The 12,061-nt window shown below is 63.1% G+C and carries 14 protein-coding genes; 5 read left to right on the top strand and 9 right to left on the bottom strand.

Features of this window, described 5'->3' with window-relative positions:
- The first annotated feature begins 44 nt into the window (after positions 1–44).
- Complete coding sequence (locus AC1DYC_RS13060; RefSeq protein ID WP_477406845.1) at positions 45–923, top strand: AraC family transcriptional regulator; 879 nt, start codon at positions 45–47, stop codon at positions 921–923.
- A 28-nt stretch (positions 924–951) separates the two neighbouring features.
- Here the strand turns inward: AC1DYC_RS13060 and AC1DYC_RS13055 are convergent, their stop codons facing one another.
- The 5 genes from AC1DYC_RS13055 to pgeF form a co-directional block, all read right to left on the bottom strand.
- Positions 952–1,929, bottom strand: coding sequence for a Bug family tripartite tricarboxylate transporter substrate binding protein (locus AC1DYC_RS13055; protein WP_477406843.1), 978 nt, complete (start codon positions 1,927–1,929; stop codon positions 952–954).
- Positions 1,930–2,124: 195 nt separating this feature from the next.
- On the bottom strand, positions 2,125–3,060 hold the full coding sequence (locus tag AC1DYC_RS13050; RefSeq protein WP_019860650.1) for a ribose-phosphate pyrophosphokinase: 936 nt from the start codon (positions 3,058–3,060) through the stop codon (positions 2,125–2,127).
- Positions 3,061–3,201: 141 nt separating this feature from the next.
- Positions 3,202–3,804: a hypothetical protein gene (locus tag AC1DYC_RS13045; protein WP_477303125.1), complete on the bottom strand. Its 603-nt coding sequence runs from the start codon at positions 3,802–3,804 to the stop codon at positions 3,202–3,204.
- A gap of 55 nt (positions 3,805–3,859) precedes the next feature.
- Entirely contained in the window at positions 3,860–5,011 is a 1,152-nt protein-coding gene (locus tag AC1DYC_RS13040; RefSeq protein ID WP_477406841.1) for a M24 family metallopeptidase, read from the bottom strand.
- Entirely contained in the window at positions 5,011–5,805 is a 795-nt protein-coding gene (gene pgeF, locus AC1DYC_RS13035) for a peptidoglycan editing factor PgeF (protein ID WP_477406839.1), read from the bottom strand. Before pgeF ends, AC1DYC_RS13040 begins: the two co-directional genes overlap by 1 nt.
- Here pgeF and AC1DYC_RS13030 point away from each other — a divergent pair.
- Positions 5,804–6,856 (top strand): hypothetical protein, encoded by a 1,053-nt coding sequence (locus AC1DYC_RS13030; RefSeq protein WP_477406838.1) that lies wholly within the window; start codon positions 5,804–5,806, stop codon positions 6,854–6,856. The two genes, pgeF and AC1DYC_RS13030, sit on opposite strands and share 2 nt — an antisense overlap.
- A 3-nt stretch (positions 6,857–6,859) precedes the next feature.
- Here AC1DYC_RS13030 and AC1DYC_RS13025 read toward each other — a convergent pair whose 3' ends face one another.
- The 3 genes from AC1DYC_RS13025 to AC1DYC_RS13015 form a co-directional block, all read right to left on the bottom strand.
- Positions 6,860–7,924 (bottom strand): class I SAM-dependent methyltransferase, encoded by a 1,065-nt coding sequence (locus AC1DYC_RS13025; protein WP_477406836.1) that lies wholly within the window; start codon positions 7,922–7,924, stop codon positions 6,860–6,862.
- Positions 7,921–8,805: a prolipoprotein diacylglyceryl transferase gene (gene lgt / locus AC1DYC_RS13020; RefSeq protein ID WP_477406834.1), complete on the bottom strand. Its 885-nt coding sequence runs from the start codon at positions 8,803–8,805 to the stop codon at positions 7,921–7,923. Before lgt ends, AC1DYC_RS13025 begins: the two co-directional genes overlap by 4 nt.
- 102 nt (positions 8,806–8,907) lie before the next feature.
- On the bottom strand, positions 8,908–9,147 hold the full coding sequence (locus AC1DYC_RS13015; RefSeq protein ID WP_477303114.1) for a BrnA antitoxin family protein: 240 nt from the start codon (positions 9,145–9,147) through the stop codon (positions 8,908–8,910).
- Positions 9,148–9,310: 163 nt separating this feature from the next.
- Here AC1DYC_RS13015 and AC1DYC_RS13010 point away from each other — a divergent pair, with 163 nt between their 5' ends.
- From AC1DYC_RS13010 to AC1DYC_RS13000, 3 genes are all read left to right on the top strand, one after another.
- Positions 9,311–9,613, top strand: coding sequence for an accessory factor UbiK family protein (locus AC1DYC_RS13010; RefSeq protein ID WP_352510484.1), 303 nt, complete (start codon positions 9,311–9,313; stop codon positions 9,611–9,613).
- A gap of 315 nt (positions 9,614–9,928) precedes the next feature.
- Positions 9,929–10,429 carry a type III secretion system chaperone family protein gene (locus AC1DYC_RS13005; protein WP_112396392.1) on the top strand — a complete coding sequence of 167 codons (501 nt, stop codon included), beginning with the start codon at positions 9,929–9,931 and terminating at the stop codon, positions 10,427–10,429.
- 18 nt (positions 10,430–10,447) lie between these two features.
- Positions 10,448–10,807 (top strand): tRNA-binding protein, encoded by a 360-nt coding sequence (locus AC1DYC_RS13000; protein ID WP_477406833.1) that lies wholly within the window; start codon positions 10,448–10,450, stop codon positions 10,805–10,807.
- 6 nt (positions 10,808–10,813) lie between these two features.
- Here the strand turns inward: AC1DYC_RS13000 and AC1DYC_RS12995 are convergent, their stop codons facing one another.
- A complete protein-coding gene (locus AC1DYC_RS12995) occupies positions 10,814–11,836 on the bottom strand; it encodes a glycosyltransferase family 4 protein (RefSeq protein WP_477406831.1) in 1,023 nt (340 codons plus the stop codon).
- Positions 11,837–12,061: the final 225 nt, after the last annotated feature.

The following is a 12,061-nucleotide window of genomic DNA, read 5'->3' as shown; positions in this document are numbered from 1 at the left end:
CTTTCGTGGTTTGGTCCAATAGTTTCGCAAGTGGGCCATAGCCGATGCCACATGGCAGGGACATCTTTCGCGCCGGCAATGCCGATCTCGGCCAATTGCACGAAAGCCGCTGGCAGTGGCTGGAGGAGGTTTCCGGGCCGGCGGTGGCTTTGCCGACCGAATATCCCGACGGTTACCATGTGCCGCAACACCGCCACAGCCGCAGCCAGCTCTTGCATGCGCTGGTCGGCGTCGTGCTGGTGACCACCAGGTACGGGCGCTGGATGGTGCCGCCCGACCACGCTATGTGGATACCGGCCGGCACCGAGCATTCGGTCGAAATGCTGGGCGATGTCTCGATGCGCTCGGTCTATGTCATGCCGGGCGCGATCCCCGGCCTGCCGGAAGGCTTGCGCGTCGTCGGCGTCACCGAACTGATGCACAGCCTGATCGTGGAATCGGAAAAGCTGCCGCAAGGCGGTGAACTGGAAGGGCGCGGCGGGCTGATCATGAACCTGCTGTTGCACGAAATCCCGATCTTGCCGGAACGGCCGCTCGGGCTGCCGTTCCCGACCGATCCGAAGCTGGCAGCGCTCTGCCGGCGCTTCGTCGCGGCACCGTCGCCGCATGCCACGATCGACGAATGGGCCGATGCCGCAGGCATGAGCCGCCGTTCGTTCACCCGCGCCTTCCACCGCCAGACCGGGCTGTCACTGTCGACATGGCGCCAGCAAGCCTGCCTGTTTGCAGCACTCCCTAGGCTCGCCGACGGCGAGCCGATCACCAGGGTGGCGCTCGATCTCGGCTATGACAGCGTGCCGGCCTTCATCACCATGTTCAAGCGCATGCTGGGCGCTTCGCCGCGCGGTTATATGCGCGGCGCGCGCGACAGCGGCGAAGCCATGCGGCGGGCTCCGCCTCGGCTCGAGGCTCCGACACCCTAGATAGCGTCGGAGCGGTACGTCGACGCCGCTAGTCCATCTGGACGCCGCTGGCCTTGACGATCGGCTCCCATTTGGCGAGCTCGGCCTTCACATGCGCGCCAAGCTCTTCCGGGGTGGAGGCCACGATCGAGGCGCTGAACTGCGCCATGCGGGCAATCACGTCCGGATCCTTCAGGGATTCAACTGCCGCCTTCTGTAGAACGGCGATCACCTCCGGCGGCGTGCCCGCGGGTGCGAACAAAGCGTTCCAGCTGTAGGTTTCATAGCCGGGGATGGTTTCGGCAATGGCCGGCACGTCGGGGAAGGAGGGAACGCGCTCCTTGGTGGTAACGCCGAGCGCTCTCAGCGTCCCGCTCTTGATATGGCCCGACGAAGACGGAAGGTTATCGAACATCATCGGCACCTGGTTGCCGATGACGTCGTTCAAGGCCGGTCCGGCGCCCTTGTAGGGAATGTGCTGCATGCTGACGCCGGCCATCGTCTTGAAAAGTTCGCCGGAGAGATGCAGCGGAGTGCCATTGCCCGACGAGGCGTAGGCGTATTTGTCCGGATCCTTCTTCAGCATCTCGATCAGTTCCTTGACGTCCTTGGCGGGGAATTCAGGGTTCACGACCAGGACGTTCGGCACCAGGACAAGCAGCGATATCGGCGCAAAATCCTTCTCCGCATCATAGGGCTTTGTCTTCAGGATCAGAGGGTTGAGCGCATGTGTCGCAACCGTGCCCATGAGGATTGTGTAGCCGTCCGGTTCGGCCCGGGCGACCTGTGCAGCACCAATGCTGCCGCCGGCGCCGCCGACATTTTCGACGACAATCTGCTGGCCCAGCTTCTCGGACATCTTGTTGGCGACGAGACGGGCGACCAGATCCGTCGAGCCGCCGGCGGAAAAGGGGACGACCATTGTGATGGTCCGGTCCGGAAAATTGGCGGCCGAGGCCACCGGCGCCGAAAAGGCGGCCGCGATAAAAACCGCAAGCCCGAGCAAAGTCCTTCGCCGCATTGGCATCTGTTACTCCTCCATTGTTTGGAGAGGCAGTATGCCATGGTAGGCGCGTCAGAAGAAACGTCTGCTTCGGGCAACAATGCAGATTACGCGCCGCTAATGTTAGCGTCCGCTCTATCTTTGTTTGACGCAATGCCCAAGGGAAAACGCTACGCGCTTTTCTCGGGAGAACCGCTTCACACTCTTCCTGGAATTGCTCTAGTCGAACAGGCTCGACACCGACTCTTCGGTCGCCGTGCGTGAGATCGCCTCGCCCATCAGGTCGGCGATGGAGATGACGCGGATGTTCGGCGCATCGAGCACGCCCTGCGTCGGCTGGATCGAATCGGTGATCACCAGTTCCTGCAGCTTCGAGCCGCTGATGCGGGCAACCGCGCCGCCCGACAGCACGCCATGGGTGATGTAGGCGGTGACGCTGGTGGCGCCGTTGGCAAGCAGCGCGTCGGCGGCGTTGCACAGCGTGCCGCCGGAATCGACGATGTCGTCGATCAGCAAGCAATCCTTGCCGGCAACCGCGCCGATGATGTTCATCACTTCGGATTCGCCGGGGCGTTCGCGGCGCTTGTCGACGATGGCCAGTTGCGCGTCGAAGCGCTTGGCGAGCGCACGGGCGCGGACCACGCCGCCGATGTCGGGTGATACGACAACCACGTTACCGAGCTGCTTGTATTTCGCCTTCACGTCGCGAGCCATCACCGGCACCGAGAACAGATTGTCGGTCGGAATGTCGAAAAAGCCCTGGATCTGTCCGGCATGCAGATCGAGCGTCAAAACGCGGTCGACGCCGGCACGGGTGATCATGTTGGCGACCAGCTTGGCCGAAATGGGCGTACGGCCCGATGCGCGGCGATCCTGCCTGGCATAGCCGAAATAAGGGATGACCGCGGTGATGCGCTTGGCCGACGAGCGCATGAAGGCGTCGATCATGATGAGCAGTTCCATCAGATGATCGTTGGTCGGGAACGAGGTCGACTGCAGGATGAAGACATCCTCGCCGCGCACGTTTTCCTGGATTTCGACGAAGATTTCCTGATCGGCGAAGCGCCTGACGCTGGCTTTGCCCAGCGGGATGTTGAGATAGCGGGCGACCGCTTCGGCCAGCACCCGGTTGGAATTGCCCGCGAAAAGCTTCATGCACCGTTCCTGGCGAAGGATGGGAGGGGTCCTCTTAACCCGGGCTTTTAGCGAGCCGTGCCGGTATTGCAAGCCCGTTGACGGGAATCCGCCGGCTAATCTCAAAAACGTCAACAGTGACGAAAGCCTGCAACAGGCAGATCAGCCGGCGCTGCCGCCGAGCCAGGCCGCGAACTGGTCGATCGTCTGGTCGGCGATCGCCTGCATTGTAGCCGGCGCGACCGCGGGCCAGCCTTCGGTGGCGCCGACCGAGGGCGCCTTCTGCTGGCCGTTGATGCGATGCAGCCGGTTGCCGGCGGGATCATAGATATCCCAGACATAGATGACGGTGGTGTCCTTACCCTCCGTCATGGTCGAGAAATAGCCCTTCAGCACATGTGTGGCGGCCTGATCGGCGCTGCCGGCAAGGGTGATGCCGCGCTGCCTGGCGCGCGTCTGCAATTCGGCCGTCAGCGGTGTCGCCGCTTCCACCGAGGCGCCGACGATCGGCGCGATCTGCAGCCGCGTCTTCGACAGGGCGGCGGCGCTTTGCGCTGGACTGGCGGGTGGTGCGGGTGCAGCCGGCGACGATGGCGCCGGTGTGGCAGGGGCGCCGCCCGGGTCTGCCGATAGGGGCTGAGCGGGCTGGGCCGAGGCTGCCGGCGGCGTAATGGCGGAGGGTTCGAGAACGTCCTTGGCGTTGGTGCAGGCGGTGAGCACAAGCGCTGCGAGCAATGACACGGTCGTCACATGCGATCGTCTCATCTGCCCGAAAACTCCTTAGTAGTGAACGCCCCCGCGTGAACCAGCCATTATGGATTCACTGTACGATCAAGTCGAGATCATGGCGTGAAAGCGGCTTCGGTTGGGATTCGGTGGTCAGGTAAGTGCGGCCAAGCGTCATTGCCGTCTCGGTTTCGGAGTCCATGATGATCATGTGGGCGAACAGCGTCATGTTGGGCGCGATCGGCTCGGGATTGCCCTGGTAGAACATCGGCATGTCCATCCAGGACGGGGTGAAGCGGGCGCCTACCGAGTAGCCGCAGGCGTTGAGCCGGTGCTTGGTCAGATTGTGTGCTTCCAGCGTGCGGGCATGGGCGTCGAAGACGTCGCCGAAGGTGTTGCCCGGCGTCATCGCCTTCTCGACAGCCAGCAGAGCGGCGCGGGCTGCGTCGAACAGCTCCTGGTGGCGCTTCGACACCTTGCCGGTCAGCACGGTGCGCATCATCGGCGCGTGATAGTGGTGGAACACACCCGCCCATTCGAGCGTCAGCTGGTCGTTCTTGGTCAGTTTTCGCCGCCCGGCCTTGTAGCGGCAGAGCAGTGCGTCGACACCCGAGCCGATGATGAATTCATTGGCTGGATAATCGCCGCCGCCGGCAAAGACAGCCCCCTGCATGGCGGCAAGGATCAGCGCCTCGTCGCCGCCTTGCTTGATCAGCGGCAGGGCCGCGTCGAGCGCGTCGTCGGACAGCTTGGCGGCTTTTTCGGCCTTGGCGATTTCGGCCGGGCTCTTGAACAGGCGCAGACGGCCGACAATGCCGGAAGCGTCGGCGATCTGGCCGAAGGTCTGCAACTGCTCGTCGACGCGGCGGCCATTGAAGGCGGTCAGGCCATGGGTGTCGTATTCGACGCCGATGCGGGCGCCGAGCAGATTGAGGTCGTTGAGCAGGTTGCGCAGGTCGATCGCCGGATTGGCGCCGTCGCGGTCGGTCCACAGGACGATCTTGTCGATGATCGAGGTGTGGCGTGCCTGACGCAGGTCGGCCGAGCGGGTGAGCAGCACCATCGAACCATCGGCCTTCACCACCAGGCACTGAAAGAAGCAGAAGCCGAACGTGTCGTAGCCGGTCAGCCAGTACATGCTCTCCTGGGCGAAAAGCAGCACCGCATCGAGCTTCTTCTCGGTCATTTCGATCATCAGCCGGTCACGCCGGGCGTCAAATTCCGATCGTTCGAAATGCAGCGCCATCAGTCATTCTCCAAAACAATTGCCGAAACCTGCCGACCGTAGTCCGGTTCCTTGCGATGCGTCGTGCGCCGGTAGGAAAAGAAGAGATCCTCTTCGGCATAGGTACAGCGGCCAAGCCCCTCGGCGGTCACGCCCGCCTTTTTGAGCCGGTCGACCGTATAGAGGTTGAGGTCGAACATGGCATGCCCGGCATTGGCCGACGCCATGAAATAGCTGATGTTTTCGGCATCGGCTTCGACAAAGCGGGCGACGAATTCCGGCCCGACTTCGTAATTGTCGGGTCCGATCGAAGGACCGAGAACCGCAACGATGCGATCGCGGCGGGCGCCGAGGCTTTCCATCGCCGCAATGGTGTTTTCAAGCACGCCCGTAAAAGCGCCCTTCCAGCCGGCATGCGCTGCACCGATGATGCGGGCTTCGGCGTCTGCGAACAGCACGGGGCCGCAATCTGCCGTCGAGGCACCGATGGCGATGCCCGGGCGGTCGGTGACGATGGCGTCTGCCTTGGGCCGCGGGCCGGGGAAGGGCTGGTTCACGATGACGACGTCGGGCGAGTGGATTTGATGCGCGGTCAAGAGATGGCTGGCCGGCACGCCCATCCAGGCGGCGACGCGGCGGCGGTTCTCGGCGACCAGCGCCTGGTCGTCATCCGAGCCGGTACCGATGTTGAGGCCTTGGTAAATGCCACTGGAGACGCCGCCGACGCGGGTGAAATAGCCATGGCGGATGCCTTGCGGCTTCGCCGCTTCCAGCAGCGGCGAGCGAACAGGATCCGGTTTGGTCTGATTCAGCATGGATGGGTTTGTTGTCCGCGCCAGCGCTTTCGTCAAGGCGAAGTTCGGCCAAGCATTGGCGGCAGCGGTGCCGGATTGGGCCTATGTTGGCGAAAAGCAGGCATTCGACTATAGGCAATGGCCAGACAATTTCCGGGGCGGGCGAAAGTGCATGGGCTGGAATCCAGTCAAAAGCCTGATCCGACGGATCCACCGGAACCGGCAGGTGCGCAAGGCGAAGGATTTTCGCAACACGCTGGTGAAAGGCTATTTCCGCTCACGCAATGCGGCGTCGGGCGCGGAATTTGCCGAAGGCCTGCGGCGGACCGGCGCCCGGCATTTTTGCTTCTCCATTGCCTACAACACGCCCTGGGTCATCGATGCTCTGACCAAGGCCTGGCTGACCTATTCCACCGGGATGACGCTGGTGGTCATCGACAATTCGTCCAGGCCCGCGGCGCGGCAGGCGATCGAGGCCATCTGCCGGCAGCGCGGCATTGCCTATTTCGGCCTACCGCGAAACCCGGAATGGAATCCGAACCGGTCGCACGGCATCTCGATGAACTGGGTCTTCCATAACATCGTGCGCCCGCTGCGGCCCGAGCTACTCGGCTTTCTCGACCACGACTGTTTTCCCGTGGTTGCCCTCGATATAGCCAGGCGCATGGAGGGCAAGGACGCCTACGGCACCAAATACCCCGCCAAGCGGGGCCATGAGGGATGGTATTTCTGGGCGGGGCTTTGCTTCTTTCGCTTTTCCGTCGTCGAGGACCTTGAGCTCGATTTCACGCCGCGCTTCGACACCGGGCTCGATACTGGCGGCGGCAACTGGCCGATGCTGCGCGACAGGCTGGACGACGACAACATCGTCAATGCCGGGAAGACCACGATCAGGCTGAAGCTCGGCGGCATCGAGGCCGATCATCGCATGCTGGATGACAGCTTCTTTCATGTCGGCGGCGCTTCGTATCGCGACCTGATCAGCGCGCGGCACTATCGCCGGCTGATGTGCGATCATGTCTGGGCGACTTACCTTGGCGGTGTGGCGGGGCGGCTTGTAAACGATCTCTGACGGTCAGCCCGGCTGGTGCGGCAGGATTTTCAAGACCTTGAACAGCGTGCCCATGGCGTCGGGGCCAGCGAGGCGCTCGACGGCGTCGGCAATGGTTTGCCGTGCCCCTTCACCTGCCTGGCTGCCCAGCAGGCCGGCCCGTTCGAGCAAACCCATGGAAAGCAGGAAGTCGCCCTGCGTCGTCAATTCCGCTTCAAGGCCATGCGCGCGCACGACAGCGGCCAGTGCTGCGAAGTCGACATGGGCGGTGAGATCGGCTTGCCCGGGATTGGCCAGCACATCTTCAGGGGCGTGCTTGCGCACAGCCTGCAATGTGTCGCCGAAACCAGGCTGGAGATGGCCGTAGTCAGGGAATAGCCCGGCGCCGCCATGGCCGGCTATACGCTCGGCAATAGCCGCCATCAGCGCGGCTCGCGCCGGCGCCACCTCGGCAACAGCGCCTTGCGGCGCTTCAGTGGCATTGTCCGGCAGCAGCGTCGCCTCGACCGAACCGGCGCCGACGAAGAAACTCAGTTCGTCACTGTCATCGAGACCGATCATGCGTTCTCGCCAACCGGCGCCGGCGCGGATGAACTGGCGGATCGGCACGGCGTCGAACAATTCGTTGCCGACGATCAGCAGCGGCGCTTGCGGCAGGGTGGTGATGGTTTCGTGCCAGCCGACCTCAACCGAACTTCCGGCAAGCGTCTGTTTCTGGATTTCGGTCAGGCGCGGGCTGGTCTCGATCAGAGCGAACGATGCGCCTTCGGCGAGCGCAGGGTCGAGCCGCGCCAGGGTACGCAGTATGTCCTTCATCAGCGTGCCGCGGCCGGGGCCGATTTCGGCGATGGTGACCGGCAGCGGCCGGCCGATCGCCGACCAGGCCTGATACAGCCAGACGGCGACGAGTTCGCCGAACATCTGGCTGATCTCCGGCGCGGTGACGAAGTCGCCCTCGGCGCCGAACGGCTCGCGCGTCGTGTAGTAGCCATCGCTGGGATCGAACAGGCAGAGCGCCATGTACTCGTTGACGGGAAGGGGGCCTAGCGCACCGATCAGGTCGACGATGCGGGTTTTCAGCCGTGTCATGCCGGCTGTGGCTGCGGCACCGGCCTGGCGGTGGCCATCGCCCAGATGCCGGCGAGCACCATCGGCAGCGACAGCACCATGCCCATGGTGAGCCAGCCGCCGAGGAGGTAGCCGAGCTGCTGGTCGGGCTCGCGGAAGAACTCGACGAAGATGCGCGACAGGCCGTAGCCGCAGATGAAGGCGCCGCCGACGAAGCGCGGCGTCTTCAGCTTCAGTCGCGAATGGGTGAGGAAGCGCAGGACCAGGAACAGCACCAGGCCCTCGAGCAAGGCCTCGTAGAGCTGGCTCGGATGGCGCGGTTCGAGGCCCGCGACACAACCCGCCACTGTCTGCTGGAGGCGCTCGTTACAGAAGACGACGCCCCACGACATATCGGTGACGCGACCCCAGAGCTCCGCATTGACGAAGTTGGCGATACGGACAAGGCCGAGGCCGACCGGCACGCCGGCCGCTACAACGTCGAACAGCGTCCAGGTGCGGATGCCCCGCTTGATGGAAAACAGCGTCATGGCGAGGATGACGCCGAGCAAACCGCCATGGAACGACATGCCGCCCTGCCAGATGGCGAGAATGTCGAACGGATGGTCGATGTAGCGCTTGAGGTCGTAGAACAGCACGTAGCCGGTACGTCCGCCAAGCACGACGCCAACAGCGGCCCAGACGATGAAATCATCGAGATCGATCGGCTTCATCGGCAAGACGCCGTCGGGCCACAGCCTGGTGTTGGTGACCAGCCGCTTGGCGTACCACCAGGCGAACAGGATGCCAACGATGTAGCCGATGCCGTACCAATGCACCGCCAGCGGGCCGACCTGGACCAGGATCGGGTCGACGTTGGGGAAGGGCAGCGAGGCCATCGGCAGCAGCAAATAGTCGTTCAACAGGGTCTCCCGGGAGGGCTCGCGTTTGGGCGCGGACCATGCGGCAGGGTTTTGGCAGGGTCAAGGCAAGGTGACGGCTGCCTGATCGTCGCAGGTGGTGGCTCAGCGCTGCGGCTTGTCGGCGACCAATTGCCTGAGCGCGTCGTTGATCCTGTCCTGCCAGCCGGGACCATCCTCCTGGAAATGATCCAACACGGCCCGGTCGATCCTGATCGAAACAAGCTCCCTGACGTTTGGTGCGGCCGACGCTTCGCGAATGGGAGGGGCGGCTTTTTTGATCGGCTTGAAGGCCGCTTCAGCGGCTTCCATCGGATTTGTCGGTCGGCGCGGGGGCGTTGCCATGGGGTGATCCTGAGTGAGGGCGGCTTGACGCAAGCCGACTTGAAAGCACTACAATAGGCGACGTCGCGCCATCACGTATAGGCCGCGATGCCGCAGCCATCGCAACGTTCTTGCATTCCGCAGGCAGTGCCACTACGTCAATTCGAGCAAGCGAGGATTTGCCATGTCGACCGGACCGAACCGCATTCTCGATGAATTCGCCAAGCTGATGACCGACGCCGCGGGTGCCGCGCAAGGGGTGCGCCGCGAAGTAGAGACTGCCTTCAAGGGGCAGGCCGAGCGCATCCTGAATACCATGGACGTGGTGCAGCGCGAGGAGTTCGAGGCCGCCCGCGAGATGGCCGCAAAGGCCCGGGAAGAAAACACCAGGCTGGCTGCCCGCATCGACGCGCTCGAGGCCAGGCTTGCCGAATTGACCGGACAGGCCGCACCGGCGGCTGCGGCAAAGCCCAAAGCAAAAAAATAATCTTTAAACTTTTCCACAAAGCACAATCCGAAAAAGTGCTTTGCCGTGAATCGTTTACCGGCAATGCATGAATCTTTGTGACAGCGCCTTTCCACATGCTGATGACGCAGTGCGAAAAATTAGGCTGTTCACGCGACTCCCGATCAATAGACTGAATTTGTTGCATGATTCGGAGCAGGGTCATGCGGCCGGGCGGTGGGGTCCGGTCTGGGTCTTTGTGTCATGAAGTCCTGGCCGTCCGAGTTCTAGACAAGATTGTTCGTCGTGTGTGCCCCGCGGAGCGTGTGGCGCTCCCCTGAACACAGGAAGCATTCCATGGAACTTCTCGAACTCGAATTCTCCCGCGAAATCCATCCGGTGGATGTCATCGAGCAGGTGGCTCACAACAATGACTGGGCCTTCGAACGGGCCGGCGATGACGAAATCTCGATCTCGGTTGCCGGCAGCTGGACCGACTATCACGTCTCCTTCTCATGGATGGAGGATTTCGAGGCGCTGCATCTTGCCTGCGCTTTCGACATCAAGGTGCCGGAAGCGCGTGCGCTGGAAGTGATGCGGCTTCTGTCGCTGATCAACGAGCAGATGCTGTTTGGCCATTTCGATCTCTGGGAGCAGGAGGGCGCGATCATGTTTCGCCAGTCGCTGCTCCTCGCCGGCGGCGTCGAGCCGTCGAGCCAGCAGGTCGAGGTGCTTTTGTCCTCGGCTCTGGAAGCCTGCGAATGCTATTTCCAGGCCTTTCAGTTCGTCGTCTGGTCGGGAACCTCGGCCAAGGATGCGCTAGCCGGCGTCCTGTTCGAGACCTATGGCAACGCCTGATCGTCCCATAGGAAAAAGATGAGTTCGAGCAGCGCGCGCAAGCCTGAGATCAGCTTTGCCGATTTTGATCGTGTCGACATCCGTGCCGGCACCATTGTCGAAGCCGAACCTTTCCCTGAGGCGCGCAAGCCCGCATTCAAGCTGAAGATCGATTTCGGTCCCGATATCGGCGTGAAGAAATCCTCGGCGCAGATCACCAAATATTATGCGCCGGAAACGCTTGTGGGACGGCAGGTGTTTGCCGTCGTGAATTTCCCGCAGCGCCAGATCGGCCCGTTCATGTCGGAAGTGCTGACGCTGGGCTTCCCCGATGAGGAAGGCGCCGTGGTGCTGGGCGCCATCGAGCGCAAGGTGCCGGACGGCGGCAGGCTGTTCTAACGATCGTCAGGCTGCCAGCTTGCGCTTGGTGCCAAGCGCCTCTTCCACCGTGTCCATGAACATTTCGGCGCAGGCTTTCCAGCTGTAGCGCATGGCGCGTTCGCGCGCTTCGGTGCGGTCGACGTTCAGGGCCGTGAGGGCTGCCTCGCGCAGATCGGTCGACACCGCGCCGCCAATGCCGTCGCCGACAATGTCGATCGGGCCGGTGACCGGGTAGGCGGCGACCGGCGTGCCGCTGGCCAGCGCCTCGATGATGACGTTGCCGAACGTGTCGGTGCGGCTGGGGAAAACGAAGACGTCAGCCGAGGCGTAGATTTCGGCCAGTTCGTCGTTCGGACGGTGGCCGAGGAAGTGTGCCTGCGGATATTTCGCCTTGAGCTTGGCCAGTTCCGGCCCCTCGCCGACGATCACCTTGCTGCCGGGCAGGTCGAGATCGAGGAAGGCGCCCAGGTTCTTTTCAATCGCGACACGGCCGACGCACAGGAACACCGGGCCGGGAAAGCCGAGGTCCTTCTTCTTGTCCGGACGGAAATGATCGGTGTCGACGCCGCGCGTCCAGGGCCTGAGCTTGTTGAAACCGCGCGCGGCGAGATCGTCGGCCAGCGACTGGGTGGCGACCAGCGTGCCTTGTCCCGAATTGTGGAAATCGCGCAGCCAGCGATAGGCCCAGCTTTCCGGCACCGGCAGGCGGGCGCTGAGATATTCGGGGAAGCGGGTGTGATAGCTGGTGGTGAAGGGACGGCCGGCGTTGCGGCAATAGCGCCGCGCCATGATGCCGAGCGGTCCCTCGGTGACGATATGGATATGATCGGCCTTGCGCTGATCGATCAGCCGCGCGACATGGCCGGGCGTGGTCAGGGCCAGCCTGATGTCGGGATAGGTCGGCAAGGGCAAGGTGCGAAAAATGTTCGGGGTCAGAAAGTCGACCGCGACGTCGAAGGATTTCAGCGTTTCGGTGAGCCGCTCCAGCGTGTGGACGACGCCGTTGACTTGTGGGCGCCAGGCGTCTGTGACCATCAGGATGCGCATGGCGGTCCTTTGCTCGGATGGTCGGTTGCCTTGATGCGATGGCGGAACGGCACCCACGCGGCTGCCCTCGCTTCGCTCCAGCGCACCCGGGCAGGCACGAGGTCGAAGTGAGGCGGCTGAGCCGAATCAACTGAGGTCGGGCGCTTCATGCGCGCTCTTGACCATGGTTTCATGACGGGCGGATGAAGGTGGTTCTTGGCCGAGCCGCCTGGTGGATCATGCGTT

The organism is Mesorhizobium sp. P2_E7 (genome assembly GCF_056403855.1).
Note: the sequence above shows the minus strand (reverse complement) of the source record. Positions and strands in the feature narration are given on the sequence as shown.